Source organism: Belliella alkalica (assembly GCF_022549785.1).
GTDB lineage: Bacteria > Bacteroidota > Bacteroidia > Cytophagales > Cyclobacteriaceae > Belliella > Belliella alkalica.
Genome location: NZ_JAKZGO010000006.1, coordinates 44,279 through 65,423, shown reverse-complemented (window position 1 = coordinate 65,423; position 21,145 = coordinate 44,279). Strand labels below are relative to the sequence as shown.

Here is a 21,145-nt window from a genome sequence, read left to right as displayed (position 1 = left end):
ATTTAATGATAAAGCCTGTCAAAATTGAAATTAACAAAAAATATTAAAACTAGCGCTATCGAAGTACTCCAAAAGGAGGCAAATGCGGTTCAAAATCTAATAAATTTTATAGATGATGATTTTGTTGCTTGTGTTGAGGCTATTTTGGCCTCCTCGGGAAGAGTCGTAATTACGGGAATTGGCAAAAGTGCTATCGTAGCCAACAAAATTGTTGCGACACTTAACTCCACTGGAACTCCTGCTTTATTCATGCATGCTGCCGATGCCATTCATGGAGATTTGGGTATGATACAAAAAAATGATTTCGTAATTTGTATTTCGAAAAGTGGAAACACCCCTGAAATCAAAGTCTTGGTTCCATTGCTTAAGAGATTGGGGTCTAAACTCGTAGCTTTAGTAAGTAATGTCAATAGCTATCTAGCTGAAAATGCTGATTTTATTTTAAATGCGACGATTGATCAAGAGGCTTGTCCAAATAATCTTGCGCCAACTACCAGCACGACAGTACACATGGCTATGGGCGATGCGCTTGCTGTTTGCTTATTGGAAGCTAGAGGGTTTTCCCCCGAAGATTTTGCCGTCTATCACCCAGGAGGGGCTCTCGGAAAGCAACTTTATCTGACAGTTTCCGATGTAATACCAAAAAATTTGATCCCGATTGTAAAAAAAGATGCCCTTTTGACAGAAATTATCGTAGAAATAAGCAGCAAAAGATTAGGAGCTACGGCTGTAGTAGATGAAAATCAAGAACTGCTAGGGATAATCACTGATGGGGATTTGAGAAGGATGTTGATGTCTGGTGCGGATATCAACCAAGTCAAGGCTATTGAAATAATGACTAAGAATCCAAAACGTATTTCTCAAGATGAATTTGCAATCAGGGCTTTGAATAAAATGAAAGAATTTAATATTACACAATTGGTAGCTATGGATGGTGATAATATCGCGGGATTTATTCATATTCATGATTTAATGAAAGAGGGAATTGTATAACAAAAATAAATGCAAGAAAAACCATATATAGTTATCATGGCAGGTGGGATAGGTTCCCGTTTTTGGCCTTATAGTAGAAATAATAAACCCAAACAATTTCTTGATATATTAGGGACAGGAAGAACTTTACTTCAAATGACCTATGATCGTTTTTTGAATGTGACTGATGTAGATAGGTTTTTGGTAGTTACAAACAAGCAATATTTTGATTTAGTCAAAGAACAATTGCCAGATATTCCGGAGACTAATATTTTGAAAGAACCGCAAAGAAGAGATACAGCAAACTGTATAGCATATGCGAGTTATAAAATCTTGCAGAAAGATGCAGATGCTAAAGTGATCGTCACGCCATCTGATCACTTGATTTTGAATGAGATTAATTTTATCCAGAATATAGAAAAATCTCTTTTTTCCTCTGAAATCACTGATCGTCTGATAACTATAGGTATCCACCCAAATAGACCTGAAACAGGCTATGGTTATATTCAATATTTCATTGATGATACTGAAGCAGCAAAAAAAGTAAAAACATTTACTGAAAAGCCGAATTTAAAATTAGCTAAAACATTTCTTGAGAGTGGGGATTTTGTTTGGAACTCGGGAATGTTTGTATGGAAAGTGCAAAGTATCATAAAGGCATTTGAAAGGTATATGCCTGAGGTAGCAGAAGTCTTTGAGGAAGGGGCTAGTTTCTACAATACAGACAAGGAAAATGATTTTGTGATAAGGGCTTACTCTCAGGTAAAAAATATTTCGATTGATTTTGGGGTAATGGAGAAGTCAGATGAAGTCTTTGTAATCTTAGGTGATTTTGGATGGTCAGACTTAGGTTCATGGATGAGCTTACACGAGCTTCAAAAGAAAGATCAAGAAAATAACGTGGTGGATGCAAATGCTTTACTGTATGATACAAAAAATTGTTTTGTCAAGGTTTCTCCAAACAAGTTAGTAGTAATACAGGGTCTGGAAAATTACCTTGTCAATGAATCTGAAAATGTATTACTAATTTGTAAACTTGATGCAGAAAAGAAGTTTAGGGAATTTGTCATTGATGCCAAGGCTAAGGGAGAAGATTATGTTTGATTTATTTTAGTTTTGAAAAGTAGTATGATTGTTAAGACCAGTATTTGAGTTTAAGACTATCCTCAATGATATCAAGGGGTGAATTTTCAAATGAAAATATAAGGGTGGTTGTAAGTGTTTGGTAATAAGTATTTTAAAAGTTTAAAATGTTGCCATTTGTTAGGCTATTGATAATTAGGCAGATGTAGATATTTTTTTTATGATTATTTGCAATGACACCAATAGGAAAATAAAGCAATTCGATCAAACGGATAATCGTCGACTATTGACTGTCGACAGTTGTCAGCAGCTGAATTCTAGGTGTGTACCTATCTAAATGTGGATAGTGGTGCTATTGCGGATATACATATTATTTTTTATGTTTTGAGAATTGATGAACAACCAAAATTTTAAAGTGATTATATTGAAGACAGCCCTATAGTTGTTTAGAGTTTGGTTTTTATAGGGGAAAAATATTTAGAATTAATTACTTATAAGTAATAAAATTTTTTTGAATAGTTTTTTTTGTTTTAATAGTGGAAGCTTGATTTGATGGATTGTCAATATCTTTAGGATCAGTGGGAATACTGATTACTTCCAAAAAAGTCCCGTCATTATTAAGCTTTATTCCTGTTAGGCAATTTCCTTTGTATGCACCTGTGTCAATATTCCAAGAGTTGCTGCTACTTTGAAATTCAGGCCTACCATCCACTAGTGGCGTATGTCCAATTACTTGGATTTTCCCAAGATTCACCAATGATTTTCTATTCCATAGTACTCCATCAGGATTATTTAGATCTAGAGGAGATCCTACTCCAGAGAATCCAGCATGGGATACTACTACATTTTTGTTTTCCCAATATAATGGCATTGCATTAAGCCAGTCTATGTATTTTTTTGGATCTATCTTGTGTTTACTAAACTGTTCAAGAGTTTGTCTTCCACCATTGTTCAGCCAATGATCTGAGTGGTCTCCTCCAAGAAGGTATTTGATCATCATTTGTTCATGGTTTCCTCTAAGGAAATGAACTGAGTTTTTAAAAACCTTTTTGATTTCGAAAGCTAACCTGACAGTCAACGGTGAAAAGTTACCTCTATCAACAAGATCACCAAGTTGAATAAGGGTTTCTGTTTTTGGCTCCCAATGATCCATTAGTTTAAGATATGAATGGAAACAGCCATGAACATCTCCGATGATAAATAGCGACATAGATTTTTTTTTGGGTATATTTTTTTTCTTTTTGATGCAGTACTATAAACGAAAGTAAGCGATTTTGGCATCAAATGAGCCTTTTTCTGAAGAAATATTTACATAAATCTTTGATCACCAATAACCTATATTTCACAAACAAAAAAACATATATGAACTTAATTTGTTAAAAATCTTTCGAACATGAAGCGAATTTCTTAAATTATACCCTTCTAAAATTGTATTACCCACGAACAAACCAAACTTAATATAAGCACCATCTACATAGCTCTCTTCGGCTAGCATATCATGATGACTTATAATTTAAATTTAGTCTTTTTGTATGTAAAAACTAAAGGCTAAAACTTTATTGAAAATCGTAAATACACTTATGACATAAATATTTAACTAAATAACTTAACATGAAAAATTCACCAATTTTCTTTGTGGCATTTGTTCTGATTATGACAGGATGCCTTTCCCAAAAGGACTTTATTGCAGAGTATGACTTCAATTATTCAGCGAATTTTAAAAAATACAAGACATTTGCATTCATAGACAATCCTGAGGAAGAAGATGTAGAATTTGTCAATATTATCAAACGTACCATCTCAAACCGTTTGGGATCACAAGGTTTTAGATTTCAAGATGATAAGCCTGATTTATTGGTGAATTACAAGGTTTTTAAGGAAGAAGTGAAATATAGAGGTTATGAACAACCTAATTTTGATTATTGGTTGCAACGAAAAGGGGCTTTTGTAACAGAAGACCAGGATGAGTTACGTCCAGAGGATAAGGATAAAGATGAGAATTACAACAAAGTGAAATATTCTCAGAATAATGGTATGCTTGTTATTTTTGTGATTGATAATAAAAAGGGTAATACTATTTGGCAAGGATACACGCCAGCTGCATTTGATTTGCTTTCTCCAGATTTATCCACTGATCTTACACGTGCCACCTACAAAGTGATGGATCAATTTAGGGTATTAAGCAGGTCAAAATAAATTGTTGATTCATTTCATCAAAACACTTTTTTGATGTAAATAAAAATTAATGTGATTATCCGCTAAGACATCAGTAGGGGAATTCCATAGTAAAATCATGCGGATATTTGTTATTTGTTTATTAGTGCATTAATTGGCTTAAAATTTATCAATTTATCTGGCTACTGTCTAGAAAGCGGATATACATAATAGATTTAATATCCACCAGAGGGGAAAAAGTTGTTAATTGATATTAGATTATGATTGATATTGATCTAAATCAAACATTAATTCTAGAATATGATTATCCGCAATCATGCCACTAATCAATTAAACGATTGTTTTTTGGCAAACTGATACTAATAGATATTGGATATTTATTGATATTGGTTCGAAATCACAGGTTAATTCAATTATTTAGATTCTACTGGTATGAAAACGGATATACATATTCTAGAATTGTATTCTACTGGCAAAGTAGCGTTTGATCATATTAAAATTTAATAGTTAGATTGGTGAAATTTAAATTTTTAAAAAAGTAATTTGATTTATTAGAATTAAAGAATTGAATAGATTTAGGAGAAAGGTGTGCAGAAATTGTTTCTTTTGCCTTTCTCCTCATATGTATAGATCAGAATACTTTTTCCCCACCAATATATGTTATTTTTACTTTGAGGTTCCTCAGTTCTTTATGTGGTGCTGTCATTATATCTTTTTCAAAAATCACAAAGTCGGCCAATTTCCCCTTTTCTATACTGCCTTTTAAATGTTCTTCAAAATTGGAGTAGGCCGCCCAGATAGTCATCCCTTTTAGAGCATCTTCCCTTCTGATTCTGTTTTCCATCTGAAATCCATCCTCAGGAAAATTGTTTGCATCTTTCCTGACCACAGCTGCATGAAATCCATACATAGGGTTGATGTTCTCCACAGGAAAGTCACTACCCAAGGCAAGCATGCCATTTTGATCTAGCAAATCTTTGTATGCATAAGCGGTTTTGATACGGAATGGTCCCAATCTTTGACCTGCCCAGTACATATCCGAAGTCGCATGGGTAGGCTGAACAGAAGGGATTATACTGTAAGAAGCAAACTTAGCGATATCTTCTTTACTTACAATTTGGGCATGTTCGATTCTCCATCTAAGGTCATTTTTTCCTTTCAAATGTTTTGCATAAATGTCCAATAGTGTCCTGTTTGCAGAATCACCAATGCAATGTGTGTTCATTTGGAATCCGTTTTCATACATTTTTTTTGCCAATTCGTCAAAGGCCTCTGGAGTATTTAAAAGAAAACCATAATTGACACTGTGGTCATGATATGGTTGCAAAAGCGCCGCACCTCTCGAACCTAAAGCGCCATCTCCATAGATTTTAAAGCTTTTTACAGTCAAATTATCATCTTGATAAGTACCTTTTTCAAAGTAATAATTCATGTTTTCATCCGTAGGATTCACCATTGCATAAATCCTCATTTTCAAAGCGTTTTCCTTATGCAATTGATGCATTAGCTCTATGATGCTTCTTTCTAGTCCAGCATCTACTACAGTAGTCAGTCCTACTTCAAAACAATTCTTTTGCGCTGCCAATAAACCTATTCTAGATTCTTCTTCACTTGGATCAGGAACTTTTGATGAAACCAGTTTGATGGCATTGTCTATCAAAACTCCTGTAGGTTTTCCGTCTTCCAAGATTACCTTTCCCCCAATCATCTCGGTTTTTGCTGTTATCCCTCCAAGGTCAAGTGCTTTCTGATTCACTAAAGCGGCATGACCATCTATCCTTGTCAACAGTACGGGAGTTTCAGGGAATAATTCGTCAAGTTCATCCTTAGTGGGGAATTCTTTTGATTCCCATAAATTCTGATCCCAGCCTCTACCTAAGATCCAATGTGCTTCAGGATTATTTTGTCGGTGACTTACTACTCGATCTATCAATTCTTGTTCAGATTCAACTCCAAGTAAATCGACAGTCTGAAGTCCCATTCCGTATCGATAAAAATGCGCATGAGCATCAATTAATCCTGGATAAATCGATAGCCCTTTTGCGTCGATAGTTTCAGTAGCCTCATACTTTGATAGAATATCTGAATTACTTCCAACAGCAATGAATTTTCCGTTTTGTACTGCAAATGCATTTACAATATCAAACCCCTCAGAAACTGTATAGATTGTCCCATTATGTACAATCAAATCTACAGCCTCCTTATCTTTGCCACAGGAAATCAAAGAACAGAGGAAGTAGATTAGAGAAATCAAACGGAATATTTTATTCATTTGGTGTGATTGGTTTATATTCTTCAGTAAAAGCCCCCATATTTGCGGAATGGACGAGCATAATCTCCCTTTTCTTAACGAACCATTAAATTTTCCAAAGTTTGAATTTAGACTTCAAGAGGAAAAGAATGGAAAAGTAAGCATTTTTGATGCAGTTCGGAAGAAGTATTTAATATTGACACCAGAAGAATGGGTGAGGCAGCATATCATTCAGGTTTTGATACAAATTTATGGTTACCCAAAAAGCCTTTTTTCAATGGAAAGGGGACTAAAGTATAACCTTCTGCAAAAGCGCTTTGATGTTTTGGTCCATGATAGAAATGGCAGACCTTATTTGTTGGTCGAATGCAAAGCTCCAGAAATTAAGTTAACTCAAAAAACCATTGAACAAGTTTGTGTTTACAACAGGTCCATCAATGCCCCTTACATAGGAATTACAAATGGTAAGCAGCATTTGTTTCTCAAATTTGACCAAGAAAAAGGTCAGTTTGTTCAAATTAGAGATTTACCACCGATTGATTAGAAAACTTTATTTATAGGGTTTTTTGGTCTATTTTCGTTACCTTTAGCTACTTAATTAATTCCCAGCATAATTAAACAGATTGACATGATTAGAGAAAAAAGCAGTCCTTGCGAACTATGCCTCAGCAGAAAGTTTTCCATGTTTGCCGACCTCTCAGACGCCCATTTGTGTAACCTTTCTGATAACAAAAATTTCATCTCGCATAAAAAAGGTCAGATTCTATATTACGAGGGAACCAAGCCCTTAGGTGTGTTTTGCGTTAGTGCAGGTATAGTCAAAGTATTCAAAACCGCATCAAACGGCAAGGAACAAATAATTAGATTAGCTCAGAAAGGTGCCTTTCTGGGGTATTCTTCGATGCTCGGGGAAGAGGTGTATTCAAGTACTGCGACAATTGTCGAAGATGCTAAAATTTGCTTTGTACCAAAGGAAGTATTTTTAAAAATCCTTTTTGAGGATAATAATTTTCATAGAAGGCTTACCAAAGCATTGTGCCAAGATATTGGTGTCATGGAAGAGAAATTGACGGATGCCACCCAAAAATCCATTCGTGAAAGGCTTGCTTTTACACTTCTCAAACTTGGAGATACTTATGGAGTTGATGGAGGTGAAGGCGAGAAAATTGATATCGTCTTGACAAGGGAAGAAATAGCAGGACTTGTGGGGACAGCCACTGAAACAGTCATAAGGTTACTTTCGGAATTTAAGAAGGACGAGCTGATTGAATTTGAAGGAAAAAGAATCATCATTTTGAATAAAAAAGGGTTGGCAAGACTAAGTGATTTTTATGGGTGATTTTGTGGATAGAGGGTTGTTGGAAGTATATACAATGGAGCTTGGGTTTGTGGATTAATGTCTTAAAGTTTAAATTAAGCCCAGCCTAGTAAATGGGAGTGCTTGGTTCATTGTACTATATACTTGTTACAAAATCACAAAAATATACCTAGGATAATTAGACTTGCAATTTTATGAATTTGAAATATTCAATTTTATTTATTTTCTACTTTCTTATAAATATGTCTTTTGCACAAAGTTTCGCTTACAAAACATTACTAAAAGGAGTATATGATAAAGACTTTCCGTTAGTTGGAATAGAAGATAATGAGATTTTGGAGAAAGCTGTTTTTCTTGATGCAAGAGAGAAGGAAGAGTTTGATGTAAGTCATATCAAAGGGGCAAAATGGATTGGTTATAATACATTTTCTTTAGAAGCTGTCAAGACCATTCCTAAAGATCAAAAAATAGTCGTGTACTGCTCCATAGGAGCGAGAAGTCAGGAAATTGGAAAAAAGCTTAAAGAGGCTGGTTATAAAGATGTTTACAATTTATACGGAGGTATCTTTCACTGGGTCAATGAGGATATGCCTGTGTTCAGTAATGGGCAAAAGACAGATTCTGTACATGCTTACAGCCGTTCTTGGGGAGTTTGGTTGAAAAAAGGGGAAAAGGTTTATTAGATTTGAGCAAATACTACTTGCTCCCAATTTAGCAATTGATTTTAAAGTCGTGAATTCTCAATTAAACAATTGATTTTACTTTTTGGTCATCTATGATGCGGTTTAGCTCGTTTATTAAGAAAAAATAGCAATTATGAAATCCTTCTTCTTTATTCTAAGCATTTTACTCTTTAATTTCTCTTGTGGAGCTTCCAATCTTGGAGCTAAAGCCACAAAAGCTCCTTCTCATAAAGAATTCGACGCTCTTCTCAAAAAACATGTTTCCTCCTCTGGTGTTGTAGATTATAAAGGCTTTATAGAAGACAAAGCCAAACTGCATATTTATTGTGATTTGCTAAGCAATAATGCGCCTGATCGAAAAACATGGACAAAAGAGGAACAATTGGCTTATTGGATCAATGCTTACAATGCATTTACGATCAAATTGATTGCTGACAACTACCCTGTAGAGAGTATTCAAGACTTACATCCAAAAATCAAAATTCCTCTGGTAAATACTGTTTGGCACATCAAGTTCTTTAAAATTGGTGGTCAAGATGCTAGCTTGGATGAAATTGAGCATAAGATTTTGCGAAAGGAATTTGATGAGCCTAGAATTCATTTTGCTATCAATTGCGCCTCGTATTCATGCCCACCACTTTTGAACGAAGCTTTTGTGGCGGAAAAAGTTGATGCTCAGTTGGATAAAGTAGCGAAAAGCTTTATCAATGACCACAAAAGAAATAAAATCAGTGCAGACAAAATCGAGGTTTCTAAGATTTTCTCTTGGTTCAAGGGTGATTTTACAAAAAATGGAAGTTTAATTGATTACCTTAACAAATATTCAAAAGTAAAAATCAACCCAAAAGCTAAAGTCTCCCATTTAGACTATGATTGGTCCCTCAACGAATAGCACAGATAGGCATGTAGTGATCATTGGAAATGGGATTTCCGGCGTGACCTGTGCTCGAAATATTAGAAAAAAGGATTTCCAAACCAGAATTACCATCATTTCTGGAGAAACAGCCCATTTTTTTTCTAGAACGGCTCTCATGTACATCTATATGGGGCACATGAAATACGAACACACAAAGCCTTATGAGGATTGGTTTTGGGAAAAGAATAGGATCGAACTCAAACAAGCTTGGGTAGATCGAGTTGATTTTGAAGAGAAAAACCTAATTTTTTCAGACAAATCCCAAATGCAATATGACGTTTTGGTTTTGGCAACAGGATCAAAACCAAATAAATATGGCTGGAAAGGGCAAGAACTAAATGGGGTGCAGGGTTTATATTCCATGCAGGATTTGGAATTGATGGAAAAAAACACGCATGAAATCCAAAAAGCGGTCGTAGTAGGAGGGGGATTGATTGGGATAGAAATGGCCGAAATGCTTATGAGTAGGGATATTCCTGTTACTTTTTTGGTAAGGGAAAAGAATTTTTGGGACAATATTCTTCCAGTTGAAGAATCTAAATTGATCAATCGACATATTTTGGAGCATCATATAGATTTGAGGTTAGAGACCGAATTGGAGGAAATTATTGATGATGGTAATGGAAAAGTGAAAGCAGTCAAAACAAAATCTGGGGAAGTGATTTCTTGTGAATTTGTAGGTTTGACCGTAGGAGTAAGCCCGAACATTGACTTTTTGAATAAGGGAAATGAGTCAAATTCAGAAAAACCCACACTTGAATTAAGCCGTGGGATTTTGATTGATGCGTACTTCAAAACAAATATTCCTGATGTTTATGCCATTGGTGATTGTGCAGAATTCAAAAATGCGCCAGCTCCAGATCGGAAAAGTATAGAACAAGTATGGTACACAGGGAGGATGCATGGAGAGACATTGGCCCATAACTTGACAAGTCGTAAATCAGTTTCTTACAAACCAGGAATTTGGTTCAATTCTGCCAAATTTTTGGATATAGAATACCAAACTTACGGGTTTGTTCCAGCTAATATTGGAGACAATGAAGATAGTTTTTATTGGGAAGCGTCGAATGGAAAGGCCTGTTTGAGATTGTTTTTTTCCAAATCAGATCAAAAGTTGCTTGGGATCAATGCCTTTGGATGGAGATTGAGACACGAGTATTTTGATAAAGCAATCAGTAAGGGATATTCTTTGGAAAAAGTCATTTCTGAAATTGATAAAGCCAATTTCAACCCAGAATTTTACAAGCCATTTCATGAAGAAGTTCTGAAAAAGTACAACATGGAATTTGGGAAAACTTTGAAATTGCAGAAGCAGTCATTTTTCAAAAAACTAATTGGATCAAGGGCATGAATATAATACTGCGAATTGGATTGATACTATTTGTTCTAGGATTGGCGATTTTTTCCGTTCTGCCATTTATTGGTTCGTACCAATTGGAGCAAGAAATGGTTGAAAATGAAGTGAAAGATATTCACTTGGATGCAATGGTGGAGGTTTTGAGACCAATGTATGGTCAATATTATGAATCAAACTTTGCTTTCATCTCAGATTTCAATGAAAATTTTGATAATTACAATGAAAAACTCAAGGCCAATGAAGATTGGGACAAAGTGATTTGGGATGATTATGCTTACCCTTTGACAAAAGCCGCATCAACAGGCCCCGTTAGTCAAAATCCTTATTTTTACCTTGCCATCACGGTGTGTTTGGGTGTATTGGGAGGGTTGATGTATATTTTCCCATTACATAGAAATGAACCAGAAGGCATCAAAAATGATGGGATCTACTTTTCTTCCATGAAGGCCAGAGGGTTGTTGGGAATCATTACAGGCACATGGTTGATTGTTTTTTATATCATTTTGTATTGGTTTCCTGCCTATTTGACCAATCTGATTTTGATGGTAGATCCTTTGAGCATAGCGCTTTCGGGTAATCCTGCGAGTCAATGGTTTTTGTATGGATTCATTTACACATTGGCAATCGTCGTGATGGGGATCAGGATGTTTAGGAAATATAAGGGGAATGCCTATCAGACCATCAGAACGGCTTCAGTTATGTTTTTCCAATTGGCATTTGCTTTTCTTCTGCCCGAGATCTTGGTATTGCTCAATATGCCTTGGCATGACTTTAAGAATATTTGGCCATTGGATTATTCATTCTTCTATGACTACCGAATCGATGGGATGCTGAGTTCTGGAGCTTTGGGTATGTTTATGCTTGTTTGGGGGATTATTTTGATTGTATTGGGAGTTCCAATTTTCACTTATTTTTATGGCAAAAGATGGTATTGTAGCTGGGTCTGTGGATGTGGAGGTTTGGCAGAGACATTGGGAGATCCCTATCGGCAATTGTCAGATAAATCTCTAAAATCATGGCAAATTGAGCGATATATGATACATGGAGTATTGGTCTTTGCTGTTTTGATGACAGCAGTGACGATTGCAAATTACTTCTCTGGGTTTGCTATTTTGGGAAATGCCACTGACCAACTTCATTCTGTCTATGGGTTCTTGATTGGTTCAGCTTTTGCAGGAGTGATAGGAACTGGCTTTTATCCCTTGATGGGTAACAGAGTTTGGTGTAGATTTGGCTGTCCATTGGCGGCTTATCTTGGGCTTGTACAGCGGTTCAAGTCAAGATTTAGAATCACTACCAATGGCGGTCAGTGCATTTCTTGTGGTAATTGCTCCACATATTGCGAGATGGGAATAGATGTGAGATGGTATGCCCAGAGAGGTCAAAACATCGTCAGATCATCTTGCGTAGGTTGTGGAGTTTGCTCGGCTGTGTGTCCAAGAGGTGTGTTAAAATTAGAAAATGCTGATGAAGAAGGCAGAATCAATGAAATGCCAATCATCATCGGAAACAAATCCATTACTGTCAAATCTTAATGATCTTATTATATCTCATCATGGGTATTTATGCCCTAGCGATGTTATTTATTCTCTTATATAGCCTTGCCCAAGCTAATTTGCTTTATCATTTTTTCCAGTTTAGGAAAAATATCCCCAAAGCATTTCAACCTAAATGGGAAGATCTTCCAGTGGTTACGGTGCAGCTACCTGTTTTCAATGAAAGATATGTGGTAGAAAGATTACTTGATGCAGCTGCAAAATTCAATTATCCCAAAGACAAACTTGAAATACAAATTTTGGATGACAGTACAGACGAAACAGCAGGGATTGTTAAACAATTTATTCAGAATTATCCAGAAATAGATTTTCAATATATCCATCGACAAGACCGCACAGGATTCAAAGCAGGCGCTTTGAAAGCTGGGTTGGAAGTAGCAAAAGGTGAATTTATAGCTGTTTTTGATGCTGATTTTGTTCCTGATCCAGATTTCTTACTCCAAACAATTGGTCATTTTTCAAATGAGAAAATCGGTATGGTTCAAAGTCGGTGGACACATTTGAATGAAAGTTATTCCATCTTGACCCGACTTCAGGCATTTGCTTTGGATGCACATTTTATGGTAGAGCAGATGGGGAGAAATCAACAAAAGGCATTTATAAATTTCAATGGTACGGGTGGGATTTGGAGAAAATCCTGTATTGTAGATGCAGGAAATTGGCATGATGATACTTTGACAGAAGATTTGGACTTGAGTTATAGGGCGCAGCAAAAAGGTTGGGAATTCATTTATAGGCCAGATATAGAATCACCTGCCGAGTTGCCACCAGTGATGTCAGCCATCAAGTCCCAGCAATTTCGCTGGACCAAAGGTGGCGCAGAGTGTGCTACCAAGCATTTAAAAAACGTATGGCAGCAGCCGATAGGATTGAGGAAAAAACTTCACGCATCAGCACATTTGCTCAATGCAGTGATCTTCATAGCGGTGGTGATTGTGAGCTTGTGCAGCATTCCGCTTTGGTGGGGATTTCAGCAGGGGGTGATTCCTGGAGAAATTTTTCAAGGGGCAGCGCTATTTCTGATAGGTTTTGTAATTATTGCTTTGGTTTATTTCTTCGCAAATCTCAGTTTGGTAGCGTTTTCGACCAAAGGGATTATTAGGTTTCTTTGGGAATTACCGGTTTTTCTCTCTGTTTCCATGGGGCTATCCATTCACAATGCCCAAGCAGTATGGGAAGGTTTGACAGGAAAGAAATCACCCTTTATCCGAACACCAAAATATAATCTAAGCGACAGACAGTCTTGGAAACGCAATATTTATCATCAGCTCAAAGTGCCAGTCACGACGTATTTGGAAGGGATAATGGCCTTAGTATTTCTTGTTATGGTAGTGCTTTCAATATATTTCCAGACTTATGAAATGCTTGTGTTTCATGGAATGTTGGCTTTGGGTTTTACACTTGTTAGTATCGAATCATTTAGAAGTTATAGAATTTGAGAAGGTGTTGGATAAGGTAGATATTTATGGATATTGAGTGGATATTTGGATTTTTTTCAGAAATTGAATTGTAAAATGTTTTAAAATGAAAAAGCCTAAGTACACAACAGTTAAAGAATTGATTTTTTGGAGTTATGCAAATTTGGCAATGGCACATTCTGCAGTGGATAGAAATCAAGAAAAGTACAATACTTTTAACTATGTTATAAGAGCAAAACTATTCAAAGGATTGAAAGAAGGTACGATGAAGATGAGAAGTATTTTTGATGATGAAAAAATAAAATTGAAATCAGGTCAAGTTTGTAATTATTGTGGAGGTACCCAAAATCTTGCTTTAGATCATATTTTCCCTCAAAAATATGGAGGGCTTGATACTGGTGAAAATCTTATTTTTGCTTGTAGATCATGTAATAGCTCGAAAGGGAAAAAAGATTTAATGCAGTGGATGTCAACTAAAGAAAACTTTCTTCCCTTGATGGTAATTAGAAGATATTTAAAACTTACTTACGTTTTCTGTGATTTAAATGACTATCTAGATTTGAGTCCAGAAGATTTATTAGAAAAGGAATTGCCAATTAAACTGCAATATATACCCACATCATTTCCAAAACCCGTAGAATTATTATTAAGCCATTAAATAATAAAATCTTTTGACCAATATAAAAATAGATGTAATCATCCCAGCTTTCAATGAAGAGAACTCCATTGGTAAAGTGATCAATGACATACCGAAATTGGTTAGAAATGTTGTGGTGGTCAATAATCGATCTACTGATCTTACCAGAGAAGTAGCTCAAAATGCAGGTGCTATTGTTTTGGATGAATTGCAAATGGGGTATGGGAAAGCTTGCTTGACTGGAATGGATTTTATATCCAAACAGAAAGAGCTTCCTGATATCTTGGTGTTTTTGGATGGGGATTACTCTGATTATCCAGAGCAATTGCTAGACTTGGTAAAACCAATCATGGAGGATGATTTTGATATGGTGATTGGTTCTAGGGCATTGGGAAATAAGGAAAGTGGTTCCATGACTGTTCCGCAAGTTTTTGGAAATTGGCTTTCTACTTCACTGATGCGTTTGATTTATAAAACTTCATACACCGATTTAGGGCCGTTTCGAGCTATCAAATGGGATAAATTGACAGCTTTGGGAATGGTGGATCAAAACTATGGATGGACAATAGAAATGCAGATCAAAGCAGCAAAAGCTGATTATAAAACCACAGAAGTCCCAGTTGATTATAAAAAGAGGATAGGTATTTCCAAAGTGAGTGGGACAGTAAAAGGTGTGTTTGGAGCTGGCTATAAGATTCTTTGGACGATTTATAAATATTGGTAGCGGAGAGGATGAAATAGCTAGCTTTTATCAAAAATTCCCTGATGGGGGTATTTTTTCTTTAATGGGGAATTGCTAGGTTTGAAGATTGGGGAATAATCCTACCCAATTCCAGCGTATAGCATTCGCATATTTTCCTTCATTGAAGATTACTATACGAAAGTTGTATCGGGTATATTGGAGTTGTAGGGCATTTTAAAAAACGACACAACGACAATGATAAATCAACTATTAAAAGGACTTGTTGACCTAATTTACGGGACAGGACGAGCAAGACGAAAGTTTGAACGAGACAACCCGAATGAAAAAGTATTGGCGGCAGACGCAAGTAAAGGTATCGTGACAACTACAAATCAAGACATTCAACGCGGACTTGATTGGGTAACTTCACAACGAGCAGTTGTTCTGTTGACAGACAAAAAACTTGTTTGTGGTAAGTGGACAATTCCGCTTGACACTATTTCAACGGCTCAACTATTGAAAATTAATTCGCTATTTGGTGGTGGTCAAGTTTTAAAAGTTCAAACAACAGACGACAAAAACTTTCAATTCGGAATGCAACTAAATCCTGAATGGACGATTCAACAACAACTTCCTTTGACACTTGAAAAAGGACAAGTAAAACATTCAGCTTTTAGTATTATCGTAAGACTGATTGCTGTAGGGTATTTAATTTACTGGATTTATGAACGATTCATTGCCAACTAAAAGCATTATGAAGACTGACAACTCATTGACGACCGAAAGAAAAACGCCCTATAACAGGCGTTTGGCAAAAAAGCGGGTTCAGTGCTTAAATGAAGCTTCGTACTTCGTATCAAGTTCATTGCTGGCAGACAGTTTAGTGCTTCGAAATCCGCTTCTTCGCCAAGCGCCAAAACGTTGGCAAAAATTGAAAAACCATGGAAAGCAATAATCTATATCACTACTTTCTGAAATACCTATTTCTTGGTTTGGGAATAATATTGTCAATTACGTCCATTTTGTCTTGGTTCTTTCCGGAGTTATTCTGGATAAATGGTGAGAAAATGGAACAAAATATCGTTACCACATTATTTTTTGGAATGATAGGAATAATTTGCTTCCCACTATTTATTGCTATTAAGGATAAATTTGTGGTAGTAAAATTAGGAGGCCAAAATGTAACCATTAAAAATGGTGAGAACGAAAGAAAAATAAATTGGATGGATGTGGAATCCCTTTCTCTCATACAGATTGTTTACCCTCCTTTGTATAAATTAAAAGTTAAAGGGGATGAAAAAGTCTATTGGTTTAATACGGAAAATGAATTTATAAAAGCATCTGGTTTTGTAAAAGATTTGAGTGACATGGGAGACTTGATTCAGAAAAAGAAAAGAGAGTTGGGTATTTAATTATCCAAATCTTTTGACCACCAAACCATTAATTTCGTAAATTGAAGAAAAAAATCATGGCAAACCTCACTTTAAACAACAAGACATTAGAAAAGTATTTTGGTCTATTGAAAGGTTTGGATAATCTTTCCAAGAAAAAACTGATCATTAAGTTGACCGAGTCTCTTGATATAAAAGAAGAAAAGGTGGAAATTCGGACGCTTTTTGGCGCATGGGAAGATGATAAAGATTCGGACGAAATCATTAAAGAAATTAGAGAATCCAGAATAGAAAAAACAGAAAATCCTGGTTTCGAATGAAGTATCTTTTAGACACTAATATTTGTATCCATTTTTTAAGGGGGAAATATGGATTGATAGAAAAGTTTGAACAGCTAGGTACTGAGAGTTTTGCTATTTCAGAAATTACTTTGGCAGAATTAGTTTTTGGAGCTGAAAACAGTAAAAACCCTCAAAAGAATCTTGATTTAATTGAAGTGTTTGCAAATCAAGTTGCTGTCCTTCCGATTTTTAGCGCAATTTACCTGTATGGAAAAGAGAAAGCCCGATTAAGATCTAGAGGCTTGTAAATTAGTGATTTTGACCTCTTGATTGGTTGCACAGCAATAGAAAAAGACCTAATAATGGTGACAGAAAACTTGAAAGAGTTTCAAAGAATCTCTGGTATTAGGTTAGAAAACTGGGTTACCAGATAAGAAACAACTTTCGCTAACATCACCTTGGATACAGCGGGCGGTTCAGAGTAGATAGAAAGTTTCTTATCTTTAAGAAGTTAGGAGTAGGTTGGAAGAGAACGTTTCCAAATGCCCGCCGTCTCCAAGCTGAATCACGTTAGGCTCTATAATAATAAACCGCACAAAATTTAATGGTCAAAAATCTTTCAAAATACTTCAGTTTGATCTGTGGGGCTATTTCAATCGCCCTAATGATTGTAATTTTTGGAAACCCTCCAACTGATTTTGATGGTGGTCCTATGTTTGCTTACAATTTCTTATTCTTTTTACCACTACTTATTGGAATTGGCTTATTAACCTCAATTGCGTTCATAATTTCAATTAAAAAGATTTTAAAAAACTCGGAGAAATCCCTAAATATATTTTCTGTTGTTTTAGCTACTCCTGGCTTTTTTTATTTTGGGTTATATCTAATAAGAATCATAATAATATATGTAGAACCGGAACCTATGGAATTACCTAACCGAATTGAAGTTAACCGAACAAGTATTGTCTTGGATGGAAAAACAATTCATCTCACAGGTTTTAACTTAGGAGTAAATTACACAAAACGAAGAGTTTACATATCAGGTATTCCATACTTTAACAGTGAATTTAATAGTGAAGATGCTTATTTCTGCCAAGGGGATTCCACTTTTGAATTGTTTTACACTTCTACTAAAGATTCAATATTTGTATATATACCCAAAACCGAACCCATGTATTTTCAAGAAAAAAGTAAGGATAGGTATAAGGTTCCAGTAAGGGCTATACAACTATCTCAAAATGAAATATATAAATTAAAAATAAATGAAGGTGATTCGATAAAAAGGTTCCATTGGAATTAAATTACAAAGCCTAACATCACCTTGGATACAGCGGGCGGTTCAGAGTAAATAGAAAGTTTCTTATCTTTAAGAAGTTAGGAGTAGGCTGGAAGAGAACGGCTCCGAATGCCTGCCCGCCGTCACTAAGATGAATCCCGTTGTAATCAATTTTAGAAAACTGAACAGCAAATGAGATACATATTTTCAATACTGATTTTTTCGATTTCACTTTTAGCTTATGGACAGGATAAGAATCATATAAATGTTCGAATAAATAACGAGCCTCTTGATTCGTTACCCAAGTTTGTAATTAAAATGGACAAAACGGAATATTCTTTAGACTCAATTCCAAATTCCATAAAACCAAATTGGATAGATAAAATTGAAGTTTTAAAAAGTGAGGAGCAAAAAAATCTATATGGAAACGGGAATGCAGTAGTTTTAATTTATCCCAAGAAAAAATATTTCAAACGGATTAGTTCGCTGCTTGAAACAATACCGAACAATCAAGAACAGATTGACAAACAGACATTGGATAGTATTTACTTAAAAAGCCTTAAACAGTAGCATTGACTTACAATTATCGAGTGGATGGAGATTCATTGAGCCAAACGAGCAGACTGAAAGGATAAAGAATAATTTTGACCAAAATAGTGTTTATAAATTTCTGTCATCCGATGAATTATTTGAATACGCCTATAAACACGGGAAAACATTAAAGTTATATAGAGTTACTCATAAACAGATTTCAAACGATACGATTGATATTAACTTCGGGGATTTAGCATTAGAAGTAAAAAAAGGAATTTTCTTAAAAATGGACTGCATTTTCGAGAAGCAAATTATTCAATTGCGTGCGTTGGGACAAATGGATACATACCTGATTTTCGATTCGTTTATGGCAAACAGACTAAGACTTGGAGAATAATTGGAGGTAGATACAAATTACCAGAGTAGATTGATAAATATATGATTAAAAAATGAAAAACAGCCTTCAACATGCGTTTGGCTCAATGGCGGGTGACGTGGTTAATTGAACACCTGCCTGCCGGCAGGTTCTACCTCGCATCAACTTTTCTGGTGTATTGACACTTCAGTGCTCCGAAATCCGCAACGAAAGAATACATTTATTGAGACTTTTATAAAAGGAGTTTCTGAAAACACAATTGAGAATTCAGAAGACTTGCTTAATATTTACTCAGGAGTTACAAATTTTAGTACTGAGGATTTATCAAATCGACAAGCCTTGAATAAATGGCTCAGAGAGATTTTAGCTAAGGTGGTAACTAGGGAAGTTGGTAAAGATTTTACTATCGAACAAACTATTCATATAAAGTCAAAAGTTACGGATTTCATCAAAAGGAATGAAGCCATAGCCCCTTTTTCTGACTTACCTGATACTGAAAGAAATATTATAAATGATATTAGTACATATAATAAAGCTGGCGACATAGAATCTGTTAATAGAAAAATCAGTGAGTTAGGTAGCGTTATAATAATCAGACAAGAACAACAAGTGAAAATTGAAGGTTGAAATAAATGGTCTATTCCACTGGCAGTAATTGGATTAGTATTAACAGTATTATTTGTGATTCTATCTGTAATATAAAACTAGGGCTAACATTTAGCGCACTAGCCAAAATCCCTCGAAAAAAATCCCTGATTGATGCATTCATCTATCAGGGATTTTATAGATAATGTGTTTGTTTTTTAATGGTATCTATGAATGCATAGCATTTGGCTAATGGCTGACTTGTGCGCCGCGCCCTACATCCCCAAATTGCAGGGCTTGCTAGGTAGAATAGTAGGCTGATTGGTGAATTTTAGAAAGTGGTTGTTTTAGTTTTTGGATGAGCTTTACAACTTTTACTAATAATAGGAGGTGGGGGCAAAAACCCCCACCGCATATCATAAGTTTTTCATCTAAAGAATTAAGTTTTGCTATAAATCAAAATTTACAGAAATTATCCCCTTTGTTCTGACCTGTATGCAGGGCTATATTTTGCGAATATATATTGATTTCTAAATGCTTGAGACCTAAGACCTGCGAAATTGATAATTGGAGTATTGTTTTTGATCAGTTTTTTCCAACTTAAATATCCATTGAAAATGTTGAAGAGATTCTTTTTTTCTTCGATATCATTTTTGCCCGCTGGAGTTGTTAGGATTCCCAAATTTAGAATCACTCCTTTAGAAAATTCTGAAATTAATTTTTCATTTTTATCATCACCTAGCTTGATGAAAAGCGCTTTAATTGTATTCACTCCAGCTAGATTCATTAATTCGTCAAAAAGTTTTTTGAAATTTGGACAGTCATTGACATAGTTTTGGAAGCTAGATGCATAATCGAACTTATCGGATCTATGATATGATATGTAGAGTTCATTAAGTTTATCTCTAAGTTCTACAATTGTGTACCAATCCAAGGTATTGCGCCATCCAACTAGCTCTTTATTTATCAATGAAAGATTTATTCCATCTAAGATAGTAGCGTCATCACTTGTTGGTGAAAGGTGAGCGACAGAAGCAGTGATTGGTATTTCACATTGTTTGTCAAACATCTCTTTGATTGTATTAAGGTCAGCTGGAGAAAAACCTTTTAAAGAATCCAAAATCCATTTCATTTCACGACCTTGAACTTCACGGGTATTGTTAGGTTCAACAAAAGTGCCGCCATGACAAAGATCAGAGAAAATGCATATCCTGACCTTAGGTCGAAATGCTTTCAAAAGAAAGTATATACAGTCTTCTGACATTTCTAATCCTGTAGCGAGGCTAAAGTAGTTGGTTTTTCCTTTAAATGAGCCATGCGTAGCGAGCGTTATAGTCACTATATCTCCAGGAAGAGCTTTGGCGGCAAATCTTAAGATAGAAGCTATGAAATTTGTGATAGTAGCGTCTTGGTTTGTCAATGTTATTATTTCATCGTATTTGAAGGTGTTTAAAAATTTTTGACTCCATATTTTTGCATCCCTTACAGCATTTACAAGGTTATTATTATCTCCAAATTCATCAATTCCTAGGCATATAGCATACCCCTTTGGGTAATCGAAATTATTAGTTTGAGCCATTAGTGTATTATTTAATTTATTAGAAAGAGGGTTTTGGTCACCAATCATTTTCTGATATGGTAGGTCAATTTCTCG

General features: G+C 35.4%; 22 protein-coding genes. 19 read left to right on the top strand and 3 right to left on the bottom strand.

Translation table 11 applies throughout. The annotated features are described in order from the left end of the window. The first annotated feature begins 24 nt into the window (after positions 1-24). Entirely contained in the window at positions 25-993 is a 969-nt protein-coding gene (locus MM213_RS08865) for a KpsF/GutQ family sugar-phosphate isomerase (RefSeq protein WP_241411480.1), read from the top strand. A 9-nt stretch (positions 994-1,002) separates the two neighbouring features. Continuing rightward, the gene (locus tag MM213_RS08860; RefSeq protein WP_241411478.1) at positions 1,003-2,076 is read left to right on the top strand and encodes a mannose-1-phosphate guanylyltransferase; all 1,074 of its coding nucleotides are present in this window, start codon (positions 1,003-1,005) and stop codon (positions 2,074-2,076) included. Between the two features lie 466 nt (positions 2,077-2,542). Here the strand turns inward: MM213_RS08860 and MM213_RS08855 are convergent, their stop codons facing one another. Continuing rightward, positions 2,543-3,265 carry a metallophosphoesterase family protein gene (locus tag MM213_RS08855; protein WP_241411476.1) on the bottom strand — a complete coding sequence of 241 codons (723 nt, stop codon included), beginning with the start codon at positions 3,263-3,265 and terminating at the stop codon, positions 2,543-2,545. Positions 3,266-3,666: 401 nt separating this feature from the next. Here MM213_RS08855 and MM213_RS08850 point away from each other — a divergent pair, with 401 nt between their 5' ends. Beyond that, a complete protein-coding gene (locus MM213_RS08850) occupies positions 3,667-4,251 on the top strand; it encodes a DUF4136 domain-containing protein (RefSeq protein ID WP_241411474.1) in 585 nt (194 codons plus the stop codon). A 610-nt stretch (positions 4,252-4,861) separates the two neighbouring features. Here MM213_RS08850 and MM213_RS08845 read toward each other — a convergent pair. After that, the gene (locus MM213_RS08845; RefSeq protein ID WP_241411472.1) at positions 4,862-6,502 is read right to left on the bottom strand and encodes an amidohydrolase; all 1,641 of its coding nucleotides are present in this window, start codon (positions 6,500-6,502) and stop codon (positions 4,862-4,864) included. Between the two features lie 49 nt (positions 6,503-6,551). Between MM213_RS08845 and MM213_RS08840 the strand changes: the two genes are divergently transcribed. The 16 genes from MM213_RS08840 to MM213_RS08765 all read left to right on the top strand — a co-directional run bounded on the left by MM213_RS08840 (position 6,552) and on the right by MM213_RS08765 (position 19,533). Continuing rightward, a complete protein-coding gene (locus MM213_RS08840) occupies positions 6,552-7,025 on the top strand; it encodes a type I restriction enzyme HsdR N-terminal domain-containing protein (RefSeq protein ID WP_241411470.1) in 474 nt (157 codons plus the stop codon). Between the two features lie 84 nt (positions 7,026-7,109). After that, positions 7,110-7,820 carry a Crp/Fnr family transcriptional regulator gene (locus MM213_RS08835; protein WP_241411468.1) on the top strand — a complete coding sequence of 237 codons (711 nt, stop codon included), beginning with the start codon at positions 7,110-7,112 and terminating at the stop codon, positions 7,818-7,820. A gap of 221 nt (positions 7,821-8,041) precedes the next feature. After that, positions 8,042-8,482 (top strand): rhodanese-like domain-containing protein, encoded by a 441-nt coding sequence (locus tag MM213_RS08830; protein ID WP_241411466.1) that lies wholly within the window; start codon positions 8,042-8,044, stop codon positions 8,480-8,482. A gap of 133 nt (positions 8,483-8,615) precedes the next feature. Next, entirely contained in the window at positions 8,616-9,374 is a 759-nt protein-coding gene (locus MM213_RS08825) for a DUF547 domain-containing protein (RefSeq protein WP_241411464.1), read from the top strand. After that, complete coding sequence (locus tag MM213_RS08820) at positions 9,352-10,749, top strand: NAD(P)/FAD-dependent oxidoreductase (RefSeq protein WP_241411462.1); 1,398 nt, start codon at positions 9,352-9,354, stop codon at positions 10,747-10,749. The genes MM213_RS08825 and MM213_RS08820 overlap by 23 nt, the downstream gene beginning before the upstream one ends. Further along, positions 10,746-12,290: a 4Fe-4S binding protein gene (locus tag MM213_RS08815; RefSeq protein WP_241411460.1), complete on the top strand. Its 1,545-nt coding sequence runs from the start codon at positions 10,746-10,748 to the stop codon at positions 12,288-12,290. Before MM213_RS08820 ends, MM213_RS08815 begins: the two co-directional genes overlap by 4 nt. Further along, positions 12,290-13,750: a cellulose synthase family protein gene (locus tag MM213_RS08810; RefSeq protein ID WP_241411459.1), complete on the top strand. Its 1,461-nt coding sequence runs from the start codon at positions 12,290-12,292 to the stop codon at positions 13,748-13,750. Before MM213_RS08815 ends, MM213_RS08810 begins: the two co-directional genes overlap by 1 nt. A gap of 85 nt (positions 13,751-13,835) precedes the next feature. After that, positions 13,836-14,387 carry an HNH endonuclease gene (locus MM213_RS08805; protein ID WP_241411458.1) on the top strand — a complete coding sequence of 184 codons (552 nt, stop codon included), beginning with the start codon at positions 13,836-13,838 and terminating at the stop codon, positions 14,385-14,387. Positions 14,388-14,409: 22 nt separating this feature from the next. Next, entirely contained in the window at positions 14,410-15,090 is a 681-nt protein-coding gene (locus MM213_RS08800; RefSeq protein ID WP_241411795.1) for a glycosyltransferase family 2 protein, read from the top strand. Between the two features lie 213 nt (positions 15,091-15,303). Further along, positions 15,304-15,795 carry a hypothetical protein gene (locus tag MM213_RS08795; RefSeq protein WP_241411456.1) on the top strand — a complete coding sequence of 164 codons (492 nt, stop codon included), beginning with the start codon at positions 15,304-15,306 and terminating at the stop codon, positions 15,793-15,795. A 320-nt stretch (positions 15,796-16,115) separates the two neighbouring features. Then, complete coding sequence (locus MM213_RS08790) at positions 16,116-16,460, top strand: hypothetical protein (protein WP_241411454.1); 345 nt, start codon at positions 16,116-16,118, stop codon at positions 16,458-16,460. Between the two features lie 41 nt (positions 16,461-16,501). Beyond that, complete coding sequence (locus tag MM213_RS08785; RefSeq protein ID WP_241411452.1) at positions 16,502-16,759, top strand: hypothetical protein; 258 nt, start codon at positions 16,502-16,504, stop codon at positions 16,757-16,759. Then, complete coding sequence (locus tag MM213_RS08780; RefSeq protein ID WP_241411450.1) at positions 16,756-17,028, top strand: PIN domain-containing protein; 273 nt, start codon at positions 16,756-16,758, stop codon at positions 17,026-17,028. The genes MM213_RS08785 and MM213_RS08780 overlap by 4 nt, the downstream gene beginning before the upstream one ends. A gap of 296 nt (positions 17,029-17,324) precedes the next feature. Further along, entirely contained in the window at positions 17,325-18,020 is a 696-nt protein-coding gene (locus MM213_RS08775) for a hypothetical protein (RefSeq protein ID WP_241411448.1), read from the top strand. 168 nt (positions 18,021-18,188) lie between these two features. Beyond that, positions 18,189-18,566: a hypothetical protein gene (locus MM213_RS08770; protein ID WP_241411446.1), complete on the top strand. Its 378-nt coding sequence runs from the start codon at positions 18,189-18,191 to the stop codon at positions 18,564-18,566. Between the two features lie 679 nt (positions 18,567-19,245). After that, complete coding sequence (locus MM213_RS08765) at positions 19,246-19,533, top strand: hypothetical protein (RefSeq protein WP_241411444.1); 288 nt, start codon at positions 19,246-19,248, stop codon at positions 19,531-19,533. Positions 19,534-19,963: 430 nt separating this feature from the next. On the opposite strand, the gene MM213_RS08760 is transcribed toward MM213_RS08765, so the two are convergent. Next, positions 19,964-21,070, bottom strand: coding sequence for a caspase family protein (locus MM213_RS08760; RefSeq protein ID WP_241411442.1), 1,107 nt, complete (start codon positions 21,068-21,070; stop codon positions 19,964-19,966). Positions 21,071-21,145 lie beyond the last annotated feature (75 nt).